20 protein-coding genes and 1 tRNA gene are annotated in these 18,717 nt (G+C 56.6%); 11 read left to right on the top strand and 10 right to left on the bottom strand.

Annotation, left to right across the window (positions count from 1 at the left end; all coding sequences use genetic code 11):
- Window positions 1-54 precede the first annotated feature (54 nt).
- The 6 genes from NKJ21_RS00105 to NKJ21_RS00080 all read left to right on the top strand — a co-directional run bounded on the left by NKJ21_RS00105 (window position 55) and on the right by NKJ21_RS00080 (window position 4,101).
- A complete protein-coding gene (locus tag NKJ21_RS00105; protein WP_012542249.1) occupies window positions 55-615 on the top strand; it encodes a lipoprotein in 561 nt (186 codons plus the stop codon).
- Window positions 616-740: 125 nt separating this feature from the next.
- Window positions 741-1,787 carry a dihydroorotase gene (gene pyrC / locus NKJ21_RS00100; protein WP_117112843.1) on the top strand — a complete coding sequence of 349 codons (1,047 nt, stop codon included), beginning with the start codon at window positions 741-743 and terminating at the stop codon, window positions 1,785-1,787.
- 73 nt (window positions 1,788-1,860) lie between these two features.
- A complete protein-coding gene (gene dinI / locus NKJ21_RS00095) occupies window positions 1,861-2,112 on the top strand; it encodes a DNA damage-inducible protein I (protein ID WP_002898994.1) in 252 nt (83 codons plus the stop codon).
- Between the two features lie 304 nt (window positions 2,113-2,416).
- The gene (bssS, locus tag NKJ21_RS00090) at window positions 2,417-2,671 is read left to right on the top strand and encodes a biofilm formation regulator BssS (RefSeq protein ID WP_008805969.1); all 255 of its coding nucleotides are present in this window, start codon (window positions 2,417-2,419) and stop codon (window positions 2,669-2,671) included.
- Between the two features lie 126 nt (window positions 2,672-2,797).
- A complete protein-coding gene (gene solA, locus NKJ21_RS00085) occupies window positions 2,798-3,916 on the top strand; it encodes an N-methyl-L-tryptophan oxidase (RefSeq protein ID WP_008805968.1) in 1,119 nt (372 codons plus the stop codon).
- Window positions 3,917-3,987: 71 nt separating this feature from the next.
- A complete protein-coding gene (locus NKJ21_RS00080) occupies window positions 3,988-4,101 on the top strand; it encodes a YceO family protein (protein WP_072124897.1) in 114 nt (37 codons plus the stop codon).
- On the opposite strand, the gene NKJ21_RS00075 is transcribed toward NKJ21_RS00080, so the two are convergent.
- The gene (locus tag NKJ21_RS00075) at window positions 4,087-5,151 is read right to left on the bottom strand and encodes a rhodanese-related sulfurtransferase (protein WP_008805967.1); all 1,065 of its coding nucleotides are present in this window, start codon (window positions 5,149-5,151) and stop codon (window positions 4,087-4,089) included. The genes NKJ21_RS00080 and NKJ21_RS00075 overlap by 15 nt on opposite strands.
- Window positions 5,152-5,356: 205 nt before the next feature.
- Between NKJ21_RS00075 and NKJ21_RS00070 the strand changes: the two genes are divergently transcribed.
- The 3 genes from NKJ21_RS00070 (at window position 5,357) to NKJ21_RS00060 (ending at window position 8,164) form a co-directional block, all read left to right on the top strand.
- Window positions 5,357-6,277: a Kdo(2)-lipid IV(A) acyltransferase gene (locus tag NKJ21_RS00070; RefSeq protein WP_023297357.1), complete on the top strand. Its 921-nt coding sequence runs from the start codon at window positions 5,357-5,359 to the stop codon at window positions 6,275-6,277.
- Window positions 6,278-6,447: 170 nt separating this feature from the next.
- Window positions 6,448-7,686: a multidrug efflux MFS transporter MdtG gene (mdtG, locus tag NKJ21_RS00065; protein WP_008805966.1), complete on the top strand. Its 1,239-nt coding sequence runs from the start codon at window positions 6,448-6,450 to the stop codon at window positions 7,684-7,686.
- Between the two features lie 91 nt (window positions 7,687-7,777).
- Window positions 7,778-8,164 carry a MysB family protein gene (locus NKJ21_RS00060; RefSeq protein ID WP_012542251.1) on the top strand — a complete coding sequence of 129 codons (387 nt, stop codon included), beginning with the start codon at window positions 7,778-7,780 and terminating at the stop codon, window positions 8,162-8,164.
- Here NKJ21_RS00060 and NKJ21_RS00055 read toward each other — a convergent pair whose 3' ends face one another.
- From NKJ21_RS00055 to mdoG, 3 genes are all read right to left on the bottom strand, one after another.
- Window positions 8,165-8,392, bottom strand: a complete 228-nt coding sequence (locus tag NKJ21_RS00055) for a YceK/YidQ family lipoprotein (protein WP_008805964.1) — start codon at window positions 8,390-8,392, stop codon at window positions 8,165-8,167.
- Window positions 8,393-8,458: 66 nt separating this feature from the next.
- Window positions 8,459-10,987, bottom strand: coding sequence for a glucans biosynthesis glucosyltransferase MdoH (gene mdoH / locus NKJ21_RS00050; RefSeq protein ID WP_008805963.1), 2,529 nt, complete (start codon window positions 10,985-10,987; stop codon window positions 8,459-8,461).
- The gene (mdoG, locus tag NKJ21_RS00045; protein WP_012968580.1) at window positions 10,980-12,533 is read right to left on the bottom strand and encodes a glucans biosynthesis protein MdoG; all 1,554 of its coding nucleotides are present in this window, start codon (window positions 12,531-12,533) and stop codon (window positions 10,980-10,982) included. Before mdoG ends, mdoH begins: the two co-directional genes overlap by 8 nt.
- Window positions 12,534-12,784: 251 nt before the next feature.
- Between mdoG and mdoC the strand changes: the two genes are divergently transcribed.
- Window positions 12,785-13,945, top strand: a complete 1,161-nt coding sequence (gene mdoC, locus NKJ21_RS00040; RefSeq protein WP_012968581.1) for a glucans biosynthesis protein MdoC — start codon at window positions 12,785-12,787, stop codon at window positions 13,943-13,945.
- A gap of 34 nt (window positions 13,946-13,979) precedes the next feature.
- Here the strand turns inward: mdoC and NKJ21_RS00035 are convergent, their stop codons facing one another.
- The 6 genes from NKJ21_RS00035 to ghrA form a co-directional block, all read right to left on the bottom strand.
- On the bottom strand, window positions 13,980-14,573 hold the full coding sequence (locus NKJ21_RS00035; RefSeq protein ID WP_008805960.1) for a TetR/AcrR family transcriptional regulator: 594 nt from the start codon (window positions 14,571-14,573) through the stop codon (window positions 13,980-13,982).
- Between the two features lie 66 nt (window positions 14,574-14,639).
- Window positions 14,640-15,167, bottom strand: a complete 528-nt coding sequence (ymdB, locus tag NKJ21_RS00030; RefSeq protein WP_008805959.1) for an O-acetyl-ADP-ribose deacetylase — start codon at window positions 15,165-15,167, stop codon at window positions 14,640-14,642.
- Between the two features lie 152 nt (window positions 15,168-15,319).
- The gene (locus NKJ21_RS00025; protein WP_008805958.1) at window positions 15,320-15,802 is read right to left on the bottom strand and encodes a DUF1097 domain-containing protein; all 483 of its coding nucleotides are present in this window, start codon (window positions 15,800-15,802) and stop codon (window positions 15,320-15,322) included.
- A gap of 103 nt (window positions 15,803-15,905) precedes the next feature.
- On the bottom strand, window positions 15,906-16,460 hold the full coding sequence (locus NKJ21_RS00020; RefSeq protein WP_008805957.1) for a molecular chaperone: 555 nt from the start codon (window positions 16,458-16,460) through the stop codon (window positions 15,906-15,908).
- Between the two features lie 22 nt (window positions 16,461-16,482).
- Window positions 16,483-17,220, bottom strand: a complete 738-nt coding sequence (locus NKJ21_RS00015) for a phosphatase (protein WP_008805956.1) — start codon at window positions 17,218-17,220, stop codon at window positions 16,483-16,485.
- Between the two features lie 88 nt (window positions 17,221-17,308).
- The gene (ghrA, locus tag NKJ21_RS00010) at window positions 17,309-18,247 is read right to left on the bottom strand and encodes a glyoxylate/hydroxypyruvate reductase GhrA (RefSeq protein ID WP_008805955.1); all 939 of its coding nucleotides are present in this window, start codon (window positions 18,245-18,247) and stop codon (window positions 17,309-17,311) included.
- A gap of 268 nt (window positions 18,248-18,515) precedes the next feature.
- Between ghrA and NKJ21_RS00005 the strand changes: the two genes are divergently transcribed.
- Window positions 18,516-18,603, top strand: a tRNA-Ser gene (locus tag NKJ21_RS00005).
- The last annotated feature ends 114 nt before the right edge of the window (window positions 18,604-18,717 follow it).

Below are 18,717 nucleotides of genomic sequence, written 5' to 3'. Positions count from 1 at the left end.
CAGGTCATGATGCTTTGTGTCAGGATGAATGATGGTACGAGCTTGAGGAACCCCATGAAAAAAATATTGATCGCCGCGGCGCTGATTGTCAGCGGTCTGCTGAGCGGCTGTAACCAGTTGACCCAATACACGGTAAGCGAGCAGGAGATAAACCAGGCGCTGCAGAAGCGTAACCATTTCGCCAAAGATATCGGTCTGAAAGGCGTTGCCGATGCCCATATTGAGCTGCAGAACCTGACCAGCGCTATTGGCCGTGAAGAGCCGGGCAAAGTCACGCTGACCGGGGTCGCCAACGTCGATCTGAACTCCCTGTTCGGCACCCAGAAAGCGACGATCGATCTGAAGCTCAAAGCGCTGCCAACCTTTGACAGAGAGAAAGGCGCTATCTTCCTGCAGGAAATGGAGGTGGTCGATGCCAAAGTGGCGCCCGAGAAGCTGCAGTCGGTGATTCAGGCCCTGCTCCCCTATCTGAATCAGTCGCTGCGCAGCTACTTCAGCCAGCAACCGGCCTATGTCCTGCGTGAAGACGCCAGCACCGGCGAAGCGCTGGCGAAGAAATATGCCAAGGGCATAGAGGTGAAACCGGGCGAAATTGTCATCCCCTTTACCAATTAATCTCCAGGGCGCTACGGCGCCCTGAATTTTTTACGGAAATGAGTGCAAAGGAAAACGTTTACGCTTATCCTTAGTGCCCGGCAAAAAACAGCCCTGATGACTGAACCTATTAGCCGGAGCCTTCCATGACAGCACAACCCCAGGTATTGAAAATCCGCCGCCCAGACGACTGGCATATCCATCTGCGTGATGACGATATGCTGAAAACCGTCGTGCCTTACACCAGTGAGTTTTATGGCCGGGCGATCGTGATGCCGAATCTGGTGCCGCCTGTCACCACCGTCGCGGCGGCTATCGCCTATCGCCAGCGCATTATGGACGCCGTCCCGGCCGGGCACGATTTTACCCCGTTGATGACCTGCTATCTGACAGATTCCCTCGACCCGGCGGAGCTGGAGCGCGGCTTTAACGAAGGTGTGTTCACCGCCGCCAAGCTCTACCCGGCCAACGCCACGACCAACTCCAGCCACGGTGTCACCAGCACCGACGCCATTATGCCGGTGCTGGAGCGGATGGAAAATCTGGGCATGCCGCTGCTGGTACATGGGGAAGTCACCCACGCCGAGATTGATATTTTCGATCGTGAAGCGCGCTTTATTGACACGGTGATGGAGCCCCTGCGCCAGCGCCTGCCCGGTCTAAAGGTGGTCTTTGAGCATATTACTACCAAAGATGCCGCCGAATATGTGCGTGACGGCAATGAACTGCTGGCGGCCACTATTACCCCGCAGCACCTGATGTTCAACCGCAACCATATGCTGGTCGGCGGTATTCGTCCTCACCTGTACTGCCTGCCGGTACTCAAACGCAATATTCATCAGCAGGCGCTGCGCGAACTGGTCGCCAGCGGCTTTAGCCGCGCCTTCCTTGGCACCGACTCCGCGCCGCACGCCCGCCATCGTAAGGAAGCCAGCTGCGGCTGCGCCGGCTGCTTCAACGCCCCGACCGCCCTCGGCAGCTACGCCACCGTGTTTGAAGAAATGAACGCTCTGCAGCACTTTGAAGCCTTCTGCTCGCTGAACGGCCCGCGCTTCTACGGTCTGCCGGTCAATGAAAGCTATGTTGAGCTGGTGCGTGAAGAGACCACGGTCGTTGACAGCATTGCGCTGCCCAATGATAGCCTGGTCCCGTTCCTGGCGGGTGAAACCGTTCGCTGGACGATGAAGCGATAAAAAACCTAGCCCCCTGTTGTCAACGCCCATCAGATACTGTATAAATAACCAGTATCAAACACAGGGGGCAATTATGCGCATCGAAGTGTCTATCGCCAAAACGACCGCCTTACCCAACGGCGCGCTGGAAGCGCTGAATAACGAACTCTCCCGGCGTATCGCCGAGCAATTCCCGGCCATCGACAGTCAGGTGAGCGTGCGCTACGCCACCGGCAACCAGCTCTCGGTGTTCGGCGCCCTGAAAGAAGACAAAGACCGGATAAGCGAAATCCTGCAGGAAACCTGGGAAAGCGCGGACGACTGGTTTGTCCACGATCTCTCCTGAAGCATGGCGGGATCCAGTTACTCTGGTTTGCTCCCTCATTGTGCTTTTCTTTGCCGGGTCGCCCCGGCTTTTTTCTCCCCGCCTCTTGTTCAGAATATTCCTGATTATTCTGCTTAATATCGGCTAAAATGGCCATTTCCCGCGCTTATCTTGCGTAAAAAAGCGGCGAAAACAAGAAAATCATGCTGCCTTTCATTTAATTTCTCGAGTTTATTCTTGATCCCTGATATAATTAACTTGCTTCAAAAAACATGCATTAAACCTCGAGAATTGTTGTCTTTTAACATATGAATAAGGGGTTATGATGGAAAAAAATAATGAAGTCATTCAGACCCATCCCCTCGTTGGATGGGACATCAGCACCGTTGATAGCTACGATGCGCTGATGTTGCGCCTGCACTACCAGAACCCCACTCAAGAAAACAGTCATGATGCTGAAATTGGCCAGACGCTATGGCTAACGACGGACGTCGCACGTCAATTTATTTCAATCCTGGAAGCAGGCATTGCGAAGATTGAATCTGGCGAATACCAGGAAAACGAGTACCGCCGACATTAACGCGATACGGGGAATGACTAAACAATAGTCTTAACAGGCACCTGCGGGTGCCTGAATTATTTTCGGGCTTGTATAAGCGCAGGGAGTTAATTACCCTGCTAATAAGGCAATTACCCGGAACTCACCATGCAATACGATCTTATCATTATCGGCAGCGGATCGGTCGGCGCTGCCGCTGGCTATTATGCGCGTCGTGCCGGACTCAATGTTCTGATGACCGATGCCCACCAACCTCCCCATCAGGAGGGCAGCCATCATGGCAGTAGCCGTCTTATCCGTCACGCTTATGGCGAAGGTGAAAAGTATGTTCCGCTGGTGCTGCGCGCCCAGCAGCTGTGGGATGAACTGGCTGAAATCAGCGGCGAAGCCGTTTTTGAACGCACCGGCGTCATTAACCTCGGCCCCGCCAGCTCTCCTTTCCTGGCCAACGTCGCCGCCAGCGCCAGGGCGTTCGATCTTGAGGTTGAAGAGTTAGATGCTCAGGCCGTCATGCAGCGCTGGCCGGAGATACGCCTTCCCGACGACTATCGGGCGATTTTCGAACCGGCGTCCGGCGTACTGCGCAGTGAGCTGGCTGTCGAGACCTGGATACGTCTGGCACGGGAAGCTGGCTGCGCGCAGCTATTCAACTGCCCGGTCTCAGCCATTCATCACCATGCAGACGGGGTCACCATTGATACCCTTGACGGTGAATATCACGGCAAGAAATTGCTGATTAGCGCCGGTACCTGGGTCACCCGCCTGCTTCCGGACCTCCCCATCCAGCCGGTACGTAAGGTTTTTGCCTGGTTCCAGGCCGATGGCCGTTACAGCAGCAAGAATCATTTCCCGGCATTCACCGGCGAGCTACCCAACGGCGATCAATACTACGGTTTCCCGGCGGAAGATAACGAGCTGAAGATCGGCAAGCATAACGGCGGTCAGCCTGTCTCCACGCCGCAGGAGCGATCGGCGTTTGGCGCTGTCGCCAGCGATGGTTCCGAATCCTTTCCGTTTTTACGTAACGTCCTGCCCGGGATCGGCGGCTGTCTGCACGGCGCCTCCTGCACCTATGACAACACGGTCGATGAAGATTTTATTATCGATACGCTCCCTGGCAGACCAGACACGCTGCTGATCACCGGTCTGAGCGGCCATGGCTTTAAGTTTGCGCCGGTGCTGGGAGAAATTGCCAGTCAGTTTGCCCAGGGACAGACGTCGACCTTTAACCTGACGCCTTTCTCGCTGGCGCGCTTTAGCTCATAACGGAATGCGGCACGCTTGCCGCCGGAAAAAAACGGCCTCTGTGTCGAGGCCGTTAGTCATTGAGAACGGTTATGCGTCGCCTGTTTAATATGCTGGTTAACAACGTGCGCGAGCACTTTATGATCTACCTTGCGCTGTGGTTGCTGCTGGCGCTCATCGATCTCGTCTGGTTATGGTTTTTCTGACGACTCCGGCTCGGGGATCCCGAGTTTGGTGTTCAGTCGGCCACGCGATTTGTTAAAGATTTTATTGCCGTTTTCGCGTCCGGCGCGCAGTTTGCGCTGCTCCTCTTCCGGCAGCTTATGCTCTTCCATGCACGCTTCGCTACAGCAACCGGCAAACTTCTCAGCGCAGCTCGGGCACTGTATAAACAGCAGATGACAGCCATCATTCAGGCAATTGGTATGGGTATCGCACGGCGCGCCACACTGATGACAGTGCGCGATGACGTCATCGGAGATACGCTCGCCCATCCGCTCATCAAAGACAAAGTTTTTGCCAATAAAACGGACCGGCAGCCCCTGCTCACGTGCGCGGCGGGCGTACTCAATAATCCCGCCCTCGATATGCCAGACCTTATTGAAACCGTTATGCTTCATCCAGGCGCTGGCTTTTTCACAGCGAATACCGCCGGTGCAATACATAACAATTTTCTTGTCTTTGTGGTCCTGCATCATTTCCACGGCTTTCGGCAGCTGGTCGCGGAAGGTATCCGCCGGGATCTCCAGCGCGTTTTCGAAATGACCCACCTCATATTCATAGTGGTTACGCATATCGATAAATACCGCATCCGGATCGTCAAGCATGGCATTGACGTCCGCCGCCTTGAGATAATCCCCAACATTGGAGGCATCGAAAGAGGGATCGTCGATGCCATCGGCGACAATACGGTCGCGCACTTTCAGGCGCAGCACCCAGAAAGATTTCCCATCGTCCTCGAGGGCGATATTGAAACGCAGCCCCGCCAGCGCCGGATCGAAGCCATAGAGAAACTCACGCAGGGCTTCAACGTTGCTTTCCGGCACGCTGATTTGCGCGTTGATCCCTTCCCGGGCCAGATAAATACGGCCAAAGACCTTCAGCTGGGTTAAGGCAACCCATAACGCATCGCGAGTGGCTTGTGGGTCGACAATGGTGAAATATTTATAGAATGAGATCGTCGTGCGCGGCTCGGTCTCAGCCAGCATTTGCGCCTTTAACGTCTCATTTGAAATGCGGTTGTGTAACACTGGCATGGTGTACCTGCTCGACATAGAAATGAGGAAATAAACGGCGGGCATGATATAGCAAAGCTAATTAATTTACATCCCTACATTTTACGCTACATTTCTCTCACCCGGTCGCGCCCCGCTTAACAAAACGAGCTGACTGTCGCCGCCTTTGGCTGGCCGGTAAAAAAATGCGATAATATAAGACGTTGCTCACTGATACGGGTATGAAATGACTCATTTGCCTAAATTTTCTCCGGCGCTGTTGCATCCGCGCTATTGGCTGCTGTGGCTGGGTATTGGCCTGCTGTGGCTGGTTGTCCAACTGCCCTATCCGCTGATTTACCGCCTGGGAAATGCCATCGGCCGGCTGGCCATGCGCTTTATGAAGCGTCGGGCGAAGATCGCCTATCGCAACCTTGAGCTCTGCTTCCCCGACAAAAGCGAGCAGGAACGTCACCGAATGGTGGTGATGAACTTTGAATCGGTGGGGATGGGACTGATGGAGACGGGGATGGCCTGGTTCTGGCCGGTTCGTCGTATCGCCCGCTGGACCGACACCATCGGCTTTGAGCATATCCGCGATGTGCAGGCGCAGCAGCGCGGCATTCTGCTGATCGGTATTCACTTCCTGACTCTCGAGATGGGCGCGCGGATGTTCGGCATGAACGAGCCGGGGATTGGCGTCTACCGTCCCAACGACAACCCGGTGATCGACTGGCTGCAGACATGGGGCCGCTTGCGCTCAAATAAGGACATGATTGACCGTAAGGATCTGAAAGGGATGATCCGGGCGCTGAAAAAAGGTGAAGTGGTCTGGTATGCGCCGGATCACGATTACGGTCCGACCGCCAGCGTCTTCGTCCCACTGTTCGCTGTCGACCAGGCGGCGACCACCTCCGGCACCTGGATGCTGGCGAAAATGTCCAAAGCCTGTATCGTCCCCTTCGTCCCGCGTCGCAAACCGGATGGTAAAGGTTATGAACTGATTATCCTGCCGCCAGAGTGTTCCCCGCCGCTGGACGACGCGGAAACCACGGCCGCCTGGATGAACAAGATTGTTGAGCAGTGCATCATGATGGCCCCGGAACAATATATGTGGCTCCACCGCCGCTTCAAAACCCGCCCCGAGGGCATGCCCTCCCGCTACTGATCCCTTTTCCCGGCCGCGCATGTGGCCGGGAATGCGCTTCTCGCTCATGCTTTAGGCTCTGCTTTAGCTTTAAAAGCTCTCCTCCATTGCGGCATTTATTTCCCAGGCGCATAATTAGCAGGCTCATATTTTCTCTTAATTTGACCTGCCGCGCAGGCCAGTGGAACCCTATGTCCTCTGCTGATACCCCTATTAACTGGAAACAAAATCTGACCGTGACCTGGCTCGGCTGCTTTTTAACGGGCGCCGCCTTCAGTCTGGTTATGCCCTTTCTGCCACTCTATGTCGAACAGCTCGGGGTCACCGGGCATAGCGCGCTGAACATGTGGTCCGGGCTGGTCTTTAGTATCACCTTCCTCTTCTCCGCCATTGCCTCACCGTTCTGGGGCGGTCTTGCTGACCGCAAAGGACGAAAAATTATGCTGCTGCGTTCCGCCCTCGGAATGTCCGTAGTGATGATGCTGATGGGGATGGCACAGAATATCTGGCAGTTTCTGCTGCTACGCGCACTGCTCGGCCTGCTGGGCGGCTTTATTCCCAACGCCAACGCCCTGATTGCCACCCAGATCCCGCGCCACAAAAGCGGCTGGGCGCTGGGCACGCTGTCAACCGGCGCGGTGAGCGGCGCCCTGCTCGGCCCGCTGGCGGGTGGCTTCCTGGCCGACCACTGGGGCCTGCGCACCGTCTTCTTTATGACCGCGGCGGTGCTGTTTATCTGCTTCCTGTTTACCCTGTTTTTAATCCGTGAAAATTTTGTGCCGATCGCCAAAAAAGAGATGCTCAGCGCCAGAGAGGTTTTCTCCTCGCTACAGAATCCCAAGCTGGTGCTCAGCCTGTTTGTGACCTCGCTGATCATCCAGGTGGCCACCGGCTCCATTGCGCCGATTCTGACGCTTTACGTGCGCGATCTCGCGGGCAACGTCAGTAACATCGCCTTTATTAGCGGGATGATCGCCTCGGTGCCGGGAATAGCCGCGCTGATGAGCGCCCCGCGGCTGGGCAGGCTCGGGGATCGTATCGGGCCGGAAAAGATCCTCATCGTCGCGCTAATTATCTCTGTGCTATTGCTGATCCCGATGTCGTTCGTTCAGACCCCACTGCAGCTGGGTATCCTGCGTTTCCTGCTCGGCGCGGCAGACGGGGCACTGCTGCCGGCGGTGCAAACCCTGCTGGTGTATAATTCCACCAGCCAGATCTCCGGGCGTATCTTTAGCTATAACCAGTCGTTCCGCGATATTGGCAACGTCACCGGCCCCCTGATAGGCGCCTCGGTGTCCGCCAACTACGGTTTCCGCGCGGTATTCCTGGTCACCGCGGGCGTGGTGCTCTTTAACGCCATTTATTCTACCCTCAGCCTGCGCCGACCTGCCGCGGAAGCCTCGCAGCCTGACCGCCATTCAGTAAATTAATGTCCAGAGGGGCCCAGCCCCTTGACGCTTTGGCTACCGCCTTCTATAGATTGAATCGTGTTCAATTCATATTCTTCTCAGGAGATTCGCTATGCCAAAGGATTCGATGTTCTATGCCACGCTCGAAGAAGCTATTGATGCAGCACGCGAAGAATTTCTCGCCAATAATCCTGACAGCGATGAAGAGAGCGCTAACGTTGAGCAGCTTAATATTCAAAAGTATGTGCTGCAGGATGGCGATATCGCCTGGCAGGCCGAATTTTTTGCTGACGAAGACGAACAAGGCGAATGTTTACCGATGCTCAGCGGCGAAGCTGCGCAGAGCGTTTTCGACGGGGATTATGATGAGATAGAGCTGCGCCAGGAGTGGCTGGAGGAAAATACCCTCCATGAGTGGGATGAAGGCGAATTCCAGCTCGAGCCCTCGCTGGACACCGAAGAGGGACAGACGGCGGCCGACGAGTGGGACGAGCGCTAATCAGTTATAGGGCCCGTGGCTGGCATCCAGCGGCAGCAGCAGCGTATCGAACACCAGCGAGAACGGAAGGTCCAGAACGGTGAGATAGCGCCATGCCGAGTCGCGAACGTCCCACTGCACGCCCGGGTAATATTGATTGCCATGCCCCTGCCCGGGCACCGTCCGGCTGATAATGCTGCCGCAGCCGCTCAGCAGCAGCGCCATGGCAATGATCGATAATATTCGCATTCACAACCTCGTGTTTCAGATAAAAAAATACCGGCATCGCTGCCGGTATTTTCCTTTACGTACGGCTTATTTCGTTTTCAGCGCCAGCGGGTTAAGCGCTAACTGCTGATAGGCGTTGACCCACGATGAATATTTCTCCGGCGCGGCCCAGACGCGATAGTGCAGACGCGACATGGTCACCGGGTCGCTCAACAGCACCAGTCGACGATCGCGGTTCAGCTTATCCGGCGTTTCGTTCAGCGCCTGCTCAACGTGGCGCTCGCGAGCGATCTCAAGGATATGACCATGACGGTGGCGCGCGGTGGCCATCGCCGTGGCGAGGGCGTTAAACGACGGATTGAATACCGCGTGCATAAAGCCATCGTCCAGTGAACGCTGACGGTTCAGCGTCAGGTACGCGTCGGTATCCTTGAGCACCTGCGGCGGCGAATACTCTTCCGGGATCAGGAACAGCTTCCAGCGCTTGGTGCGCAGGCCCACGGTCGCCCGGCTGGAGATCGCCGACACGAACGGCGACAGGATCAGCGAGACGACGATCGGCGCCAGCCAGAACAGGAAGCGCAGATCCAGCCATGCCATTCCGACTGCCCATACCAGCCCCAGCAGCAGCTGCGAGCCGTGACGCATAAAGGCTTCTCCCCACGGCGTGGAGTCATCATCACGCTGCGGCGAATTCCACACCACTTCCCAGCCGAGGAAGGCGCTGACCACGAAGACGGTGTGGAACAGCATGCGAACCGGCGCCAGCAGGACCGAGAACAGGACCTCCAGCAGCAGAGAAAGCGTGACGCGGATAAATCCGCCATACTCTTTCGGCCCTTTACACCACACCAGAATAATACTCAGCAGCTTCGGCAGGAACAGCAGCACCATGGTCGAAGCGAACAGCGCGATGGCCAGCTCCGGACGCCACTGCGGCCACACCGGGAACAGCTGACGCGGCTGCAGGAAGTACTGCGGCTCGGTCAGGGCATGCACCACCTGCAACGCCGTCGACAGGGCAAGGAACATAAACCACAGCGGCGCCGACAGGTACGACATCACGCCGGTGAGGAACACCGCCCGGTGAACCGGGTGCATCCCTCTGACGAGGAACAGGCGGAAGTTCATCAGGTTGCCCTGACACCAGCGACGGTCGCGTTTCAGCTCGTCCAGCAGGTTCGGCGGCAGCTCCTCATAGGAGCCCGGCAGATCGTAGGCAATCCACACCCCCCAGCCGGCACGGCGCATTAGCGCGGCTTCGACGAAGTCGTGCGACAGAATCGACCCGGCAAAGTTACCCTCGCCCGGCAGCGGCGCCAGCGCGCAGTGCTCAATGAACGGCTTCACGCGGATAATGGCGTTGTGTCCCCAGTAGTGGGACTCCCCCAGCTGCCAGAAGTGCAGACCGGCCGTAAACAGCGGACCGTACACCCGGGTGGCAAACTGCTGGCAACGCGCATACAGCGTGTCCATGCCCGAGGCGCGCGGGGATGACTGGATGATCCCGGCGTTCGGGTTCGCTTCCATCAGGCGCACCAGGCTGCTCAGACACTCGCCGGTCATCACCGAGTCAGCGTCCAGCACCACCATATAGCTATACTGGCTGCCCCAGCGGCGGCAGAAATCATCGATGTTGCCGCTCTTACGCTTCACGCGACGACGACGGCGACGGTAGAAGATCTGCCCTTCGCCCTGCACTTCGGCAATCAGCTCCATCCACGCCTTTTGCTCAGCCACACAGATATCGGGGTTATAGCTGTCGCTGAGGATATAGACATCGAAATGAGCGGCGTTACCGGTCGCTTTCACCGACTCCCAGGTCGCCCGCAGCCCGGCGAAAACGCGGTCAACGTCTTCGTTACAGATCGGCATAATAAGCGCCGTACGGTGCGCCGGGTTCAACGGTTCGTCACCAACCGTCGAGGCGGAAATACTGTACTTGTCGCGGCCGATCAACAGCTGCAGAAAGCCCATTAACGCGGTCCAGAAGCCGGCGGAAACCCAGCAGAACAGTACCGCGAAGAGGATCAGAATGCCGCTCTGCAACACGTACGGCAGCAGCTGCATGAACGAGATCCACAGGTTCTGCCCCACCATGTCGGCCGGGTTGATCAGCGCCCAGCCCTGATAAGGCAGAATGGTTTTCATATACCAGGTGGCCACCACGGTCTGCGACAGCGTCAGCAGCAGCAGGATGTAGCGACGAATGGTGCCGACGGTACGCCATTTTTGCTCACTCTCGCGCTCTTCTTGCGTCAGGCGGGAGAGATAGCGCGGCGTGACATCGCGGCCGCGCAGACGATCCCAGAAGCGGCCGACCGGGTTAGTCCGCCACGGGTCCGGGATCATCGAGGAACGCCTGGCTTTCGGCATAGCATGCAGCTGGGTACGACCTTCGTCATCCTTCACCAGTTGATCGCCAGAAAGCGAATCCGGCCAGCTGTGCGCCAGACGCGCCTTCACCGACCCCAGCGGAGAGTCGTCTTCGCGAGCGAAGGTCTGATGTTCGTCATCCAGGGCCTGATGAACGGCCTGCAGGCTGGTGTCCGGCAGCGCCGATTTTTCGGCGTCCGACAGCGGCAATGCGTCAATGTACTTCGTTATCTTATTCATTGGCAGGCAGCTGATAGCTCCAGGTTTCGCTCAACGTGTCATCACCGTTAACCAGCGCGGCACGCATTTCCGTCGTTTTCTTCGGATCTTTAACCTTCAAACGCAGGATCATCCGCCAGCCTTTGGTCACTGGATTGTAACGCACGGTATTTTCAACGATTTCCGCGTTATCGCCGGTGCTCGCCTGAGCAGCGACCGGGGTATCCGCTGGCAGTTTCTTCATATCGGCGCCGGTGAAGTCGACAATGAAGGCAACCGTGCCGTCCGGCTGGCGGATCAGGTTCGACTGCTTCACATCGCCGGTAGAGCGGCGGGTCTGCATAACGTAAGCGTTATCTGGCGCATGCAGCTTGTCTTCATCGCGGCTGAAGGTGATGGTGTATTTGAAATTCATCTCCTTGCCCGGCTCCGGCAGCTGATCCGGCGTCCAGTAAGTCACGATGTTATCGTTCGTTTCATCGTTGGTCGGAATTTCAACCAGCTCGATTTTCCCTTTGCCCCAGTCCCCTTTCGGGGTGATCCAGGCGCTTGGACGCAGGTCATAACGATCGTCGAGATCCTCGAAGCGCGAGAACTGACGGCCGCGCTGCAGCAGGCCGAAGCCTTGCGGGTTTTCCATCGCATAGCTGCTGACAGCCAGGTGTTTCGGATTGTTCAGCGGACGCCAGATCCACTCGCCGTTACCGGCCAGGATAGACAGACCATTGGAGTCGTGCAGCGCCGGACGATAGTTGAGCGTCGGAGAAGGCTGGTTGGAACCGAACAGGAACATGCTGGTCAGCGGCGCCACACCCAGTTTGCCGACTTTGTCACGCAGGTAAACTTTGGACTGGACGTCCACGACGGTGTCGCGTCCCGGCATGATGACAAAGCGATAGGCGCCGGTTGCCCGTGGGGAATCCAGCAGCGCATAGATAGTCAGACGCTTGTCAGTGGCTTTTGGACGTTCGATCCAGAACTCACGAAAACGCGGGAACTCTTCGCCGGACGGCAGCGCGGTATCGATAGCCAGGCCACGCGCGGACAGACCGTAAACCTGACCCTGACCCAGCACGCGGAAGTAGCTGGCACCGAGCATGCTGACGATTTCATCGTTCTTATCTTTGCTGTTGATCGGATACAGTACTTTGAAGCCGGCGAAACCGAGGTCTTTCACCGTGTCTTTATCGTGCTGGACGTTACCAAAGTTGAAATAGTCCGGACTATATTTAATTTTGCGCACGCTGGTCGCCGTCACTTCATTGATGGTGACCGGCGTGTCGAAGTACATCCCCTGATGGTAAAATTCAAGCTTGAATGGGGTTTTCTGGTTATTCCAGTAAGCTTTATCGTGATTAAACTGAATTTGCTGGTAGTCCGCGTATTTCATGTCGCGGAAAGCGGAGGGCAGGTTACTCTTCGGCGCTTCATAGCCTTTCCCGGCTAACGTTTTGGCCTCTTTTGCAACGTCATCAATGCTAAACGCCCATGCAGATGAAGTACACAGGGACAACATTACGGCTGCGCTTAACCAACGCATTTTCATCATCTGTGGTTTATGTTTCATATAAGTAAGCACTTCCCCCTTTGTGTGCTTAAATCGATCCGATCTATTTTAATGGAAACTCAGGCAATCCGACAACATAATCCCTGCTTTGTTCAGCCTGGCGGCACAGGGAATAAACAGTTCGCTGTCCCGTTTGCACTTTGAGTGCTTATCCTGGAGACAGATACCCCGAGTTCATGTAGGGTTGCTGATAATGTAAGCGTTATCACCTTGAGTGATAAGACGAATTATCTGAGATTGTCGTGAATCGTATGAATAATACTCCGGTACAGCGTGAATATTTCTTCGACAGCATCCGCGCCTGGTTGATGCTGCTGGGGATCCCTTTCCACATTTCGCTGATTTATTCCAGCCACAGCTGGCATGTCAACAGCGCCGAACCCTCGTGGTGGTTGACGCTGTTTAATGACTTCATCCATGCCTTTCGCATGCAGGTCTTTTTCGTCATCTCCGGCTATTTCTCCTACATGCTGTTCCTGCGCTACCCGCTGAAAAAATGGTGGAAAGTGCGCGTTGAACGGGTCGGTATTCCGATGCTGACCGCCATCCCACTGCTGACGCTGCCGCAATTTATTATGCTGCAATACGTCAACGGCAAGGCGGAAAACTGGCATACCCTTTCGATGTACGACAAATTTAATACCCTGGCCTGGGAGCTCATTTCCCACCTGTGGTTTTTACTGGTTCTGGTGGTGCTGACCTCGCTGGGGGTGGTGCTGTTTAAATGGCTGACGCGCCGTCCGGCTGGCCACGGCCTCGCCTTCAGTGACACTGTCACCATGGGCCAGCTGACGATGATTTTCCTCGCGCTGGGGGTCTTTTATGCGCTGATCCGCCGGTCCTTGTTCCTGCTCTATCCGCCCCTGCTGAGCAATGGTCTGTTTAACTTTGTGGTGATGCAGACGCTGTTCTATCTGCCCTTCTTTGTGCTGGGCGCGCAGACCTTTATTAACCCACGCTTAAAGACCATGTTCACCACTCCGTCGCCGTGGTGCTGCGCCGCAGCGCTGCTCGGGTTTATCGCCTATCGACTGAATCAGCAGTATGGGTCCGGCGACGGCTGGATGTATGAAACCGAATCGGTGATTACTATGGTGTTGGGGCTGTGGATGGTCAATGTGGTCTTTTCGCTCGGCCATCGACTGCTGAACTTCCAGTCAGCGCGCGTGACCTATTTCGTCAATGCCTCGCTGTTTATTTACCTGGTGCACCACCCGCTGACGCTACTGTACGGGGCGTGGATCACCCCGGCCATCAAGTCCAATACCTTAGGCTTTATTGTCGGGCTGGTTTTTGTGGTGGGTATCGCGCTGATCCTGTATGAAATTCATCTGCGCATTCCGCTGCTGCGTTTCCTGTTCTCCGGTAAACCGATGAACAAACCGGCCAAAACCCCGGCTTCGGCCAGCTAATTTGCCGCGGGTGCGGCACGCCAGGCGTGTCGCATTACGCCTGCTCGTCAAAAAGCCGGTCGAAAATCATATTATACAGAGCTTCTAAATCTGCCTTATCGACCGGGGTCGAGGCGCAGAGCTCACAGCGATAGGCGGCCCCCTCGGTCAGAACGGCGATGAGCTCTGATGCGGCATTGCGTCGCGCATCGCTGAGCCCGGGATGGTAGCGCTGCGACAGACGCCCTCCTTCCTCTTTCAAACGCCGATCGGCCTGCACCAGGATCTCGCGCAAGCGTGGGTTACGCGAGGCTTCGGCGTTGATCTCCATCAGCAGATAATTGTCGCTTTTGGTGGCTGCCGACGTCGGGATCCTGCCGGCCAGCACCGCCGCTTTGCGCGCCAGATTGTGGTTCTCATCGATCATCTCCCCGACCCTGGCGTGGACGATTTCGCTGACAATCGCTTCGATGATCGCCTCTTTGCTGGCAAAAATACGATACAGCTGACCAACGCTCAGGCCCGCCTCGCGGGCAATATCGGCAACGGAAGCGCCATGCAGCCCCTTTTCAGCAAAACACCTTTGCGCAGCGGCAACGATCTCTGCGCGGCGCGCCTGCTGCTTCTGCTGTACTTTTCCTTCTGACACCCTGCTCCCTCCTGCTATCCATCTTTCCCGTCAATACCGGCGGTTATCATAGCCTATTCTGCTGGATCAGGGGTATGACGCCAGCAGGCGGCGATAGATAGCCGCCGTTTCCTCATCAAAACAGACGAACAGGACGCGCTCAAGGGGGTTATAGCGAGTGAGAAACGCGGTGACGGTGCGCACGGCGATCTCCGCCGCTTCCTCTTTTGGATAGCCATACACGCCGGTGCTGATCGCCGGAAACGCAATGGAGCGATAGTTGTTTGCCGCGGCCAGCTGCAGACTGTTTTTGTAAGCATCCGCCAGGGTTTGCGCTTCCATGCGGTCGCCGCCGTGCCAGACCGGGCCCACGGTGTGGATCACCGCGCTGGCGGGAAGATCGCCCGCAATAGTGATCACCGCGTGACCGGGAGGACATTCGCCCTGCTGCTGCAATACCTGTTTGCAAGCCGCCAGCAGCGCCGGGCCGGCCGCCCGGTGGATCGCGCCATCTACCCCGCCGCCGCCCAGCAGCGAGGGGTTTGCCGCATTAACAATCACATCGACTTCAAGCGTCGTAATATCGCCGAGAATTACCTCAGGTTGAACAGCCATTTCTCCTCCTGTCGGCATAGCGCGTGGATACGGCTTTCTGCCGATACTAGGGCATTCCCGCCCCCGGGAGCAAGATTATCCCTCAGCCCTGGCGACGGGAAGCTAAAAAAAACAGGACCCTAAGGGTCCTGTTGAGTCTGCTGTTTCGCCAGTCAGGCGTTGTCATTAGCGAACGATTTATGTTTGCCCGCGCGGGCCGCCAGCCACAGGCCACTATTCTTCATGGCATAGCCAAAAACCAGACCCAACGCCAGGGAGGGCACCACCAGGCGCCAGTCGCCGTCTGCCGCAAAAGTCGCGCAGGCGCCGATAAAGGTGCCCGGTACAAACGACAGCAATGTCTGTCGCGCCTGAATGCACATCAGGAAGGCGACGATACCGGTCATCATATAGCTGAGGATCTGCAGCTGCGGGGCCAGTGCGCTACCGTGGATAATCACTAATGCCCAGACCACGCCGCTCATTACCGTGCACGAGGAGATGGCCAGACCTTTCAGACCGCCCTGCGGGCAGGCGAAATAGGCCGTACAGCCGAGGAAACCGGCCCAGCTCAGCAGGCCGAGAGCGACCGCCACCCATCCCCAAATTCCGGAGAGAATGCCCGTCGTTAATGCGATTGCGAAGAGTATGTTCATGGCGCGTATCCTAGCAGATACGCGCCGGAATAATGAGATCTAAAACACAGTATATGAATGAACCTAATTTCAGTTGCATTCAAATAGTGATTAACATCACATATTATTGCTCATCTTCTTCCTGAAGCTCGTCCCACATCGCGGCGATGGCGTCGCGGGTCAATGGCGCCATGGTGCGCCAGAATGGCGTGTGCGCATGGGCTTCGACTTTGCCCAGCATCGTCCCGCACCATGGCAGGATATAGTCAGCAAACAGAAGCTCCAGCGTCTCGCTCTGGTCTTCTGTAGCATGATCCTCCAGCCAGGAGGCGGCCAACAGCAGCGATCCGAGATGATCCGCCGGACCTTCCCCTGTCGGGATACCGTGTTCGCTCATAAAAGCCCGTACTTCTGCTTCCGAGGAACCCTCCACCCACGCGCTACGGTACGGCGGCACGCTGCAGGCTTCACCGACGAACAGCGCATTATAGTCCGTCGCCAGGGACTGCATCTCACAGCTTTTCTGCAGACGCGCCAGCAGTTCATCCTGCTCAAGCGGCCAGCTGGCAGCAAGTTTGCCCTCACGGATCAGGGTAAACAGCGGCACCAGCAGCGGGTCCTGCGGTTGACGGTAATACAGCGAACCCAGCACGCGGCAGAGGATTGAAAACTCGTTCATTCAGTTATTCCAGTTATACAAATTAAAGGTCAGCAAATTCCGGGATCGCCGGCATGCCCCGCGACTCGAGGAAGTTGAGCAGGCGACGCGGAGAAACGTTGAGGATCCTCTCCTCCGGGAAATCGACCGCATCAAGGATCTTGCGGCATTCGGTAAATTCCCCGAGGGTAAAGGCAGTGTGAGAGTCCGAGCCCAGCGCCACCCATCCCCCGGCATCACGCACCGCCGCAGCGATAGCTCGACAGTTATCTTCACTGCCCACGCGCGATGAAATAAAAGAGGAGTTATTAATCTCCAGCGCCACCTGATAGCGGGCCGCCGCTTCGGCAATAGCCGGGATATCCACCGGGAATTTCGGATTACCCGGATGGCTAATCATATGCACCTTACCGCTGGCCATCGCGGCAATCATCGCCTGCGTATGGGTGTCTCGATCCTGCGGCGGGAACACCGGCTCATGGAATCCGGCAATGATCAGATCAAGCGAGGTTAACATCGGCCCGGAGCAGTCGATCTCACCTTCGATATTTTTAATATTCGACTCAATACCGCGCAGGATCCCCACCCCGTCTACCAGACGGGGCCAGATGCGCATATTAACGAAGTGCCAGTAGTGCGGGGCATCCGCCATATCCGGGCCATGGTCGGTGATGGCGAAGAGTTTGATCCCTTTACGCTTTGCTTCCGCAATATAATCGTGCAGGGTGCTGTAGGCGTGGGTGCTGGCGACGGTATGCATGTGCAGGTCAACGGGATACATCACATTCTCCTCTTCTGTTTGCCGCAAGAATAGCAGGAAACCGGGCTATTGATTAGCAAAAACCCCGCCGTGGCGGGGTTCTCTCGTCTTAATAACCGCGCTGGCGGTCAACCTGACCGCTTACCGGTTCCCCTCGCTCAAGCCGGCTAATGGTCTCCGCAATGTAGGTGATAGCTTCCATTGGACGGGTCACTGCCGCCACATGGGGGGTCATGGCCACCCGCGGATGTGCCCATAGCGGGCTCTCCTGCGGCAGAGGTTCGCGACTGAAGACATCGAGCATCGCCCCTTTGAGCTTACCGCTGTTCAGCGCCGCCAGCAGATCCTCTTCAACGACATGCACGCCGCGAGCAAGGTTGAGGACATAGCTCTCATCCGGCAACTGCGCCAGCAGCGTTTGGTTAATAATACCGGCGGTTTCGGCGGTATTCGGCAGCAGGTTGATCAGCACGCGAGTGCCCTGCAGGAATTCGCCCAGTTCGGCCTGACCGGCGAAGCTCTGTACCTGTGGCCAGGATTTGCGGCTACGGCTCCAGACGCGAAGCGGGAACCCCCAGGGTTGCAGACTTTCCGCAACCTTCGCCCCCAACACGCCGGCTCCCATAATCCCGACAGTGAATTCGTCGGCGCGATACTCGGGCAGCGGCTGCCAGCGGGAAGCCAGCTTCAGCGCCTGATAGTCATCAAAGCGGCGGAACCAGTGCAGCACCTGGCTCACGGCATACTCCTGCATCTGCCGTCCCATACCGGTATCTTCGAGGCGAAACAGCGGGATCGACAGCGGCAGCATATCCGGATGGTCACGCAGCTTGCTGAGAATAGAATCTACCCCCGCCCCGAGGGCAAACACGGCCTTCAGCGCCCGGCCCTGCAGCATCTCTACCGGCGGATGCCAGACCAGGGCATAGTCCGCCGGCTGGTTGTCACCCGCTTTCCACTCGCGCACCCGCGCCCCGGGTAACTGTTTTTCCAGCTCACGGATCCAGAATGGGGTATCAAAGGTCTGATGGTAAAAAATAATCTCCATAGGGGCTCCTGATAGCAGACGCCTTTGGCCGATTGACGCTGGCGTCTTATTTTACTCATTGTTTTCTATTGGTTTGCCAGCATAACAAATTTCCCCCGAGCGAAAAGGGAAAAGGCACTGGCGACAAAAAAAACGGATTTCGCACGTTTAAGGAGCAAGTTGCTCGAAGTTTGTCTAAACGCGCTTTTTTTGCAAAAAGTTGATTGACGGGCGATACGTATTTCCCTACATTAGCGCCCGTTCCCGACAACAACGGGAAAGACAATATGGTGAGGTGTCCGAGTGGCTGAAGGAGCACGCCTGGAAAGTGTGTATACGGCAACGTATCGGGGGTTCGAATCCCCCCCTCACCGCCATATTTTAAGAAGAGCTCGTACGCAAGTACGGGCTTTTTTTTCGCATGTGGCACTCACCAGGGGGATGAGAACCCCCGACCGGGGTTCGACAACTGGCAACGCCAGTTGGACAGA

The sequence above is a fragment of the Klebsiella sp. SWET4 genome, assembly GCF_024296565.1.
GTDB classification, from domain to species: Bacteria; Pseudomonadota; Gammaproteobacteria; order Enterobacterales; family Enterobacteriaceae; genus Klebsiella; species Klebsiella variicola.
This window is presented reverse-complemented; position numbering and strand designations above follow the sequence as displayed.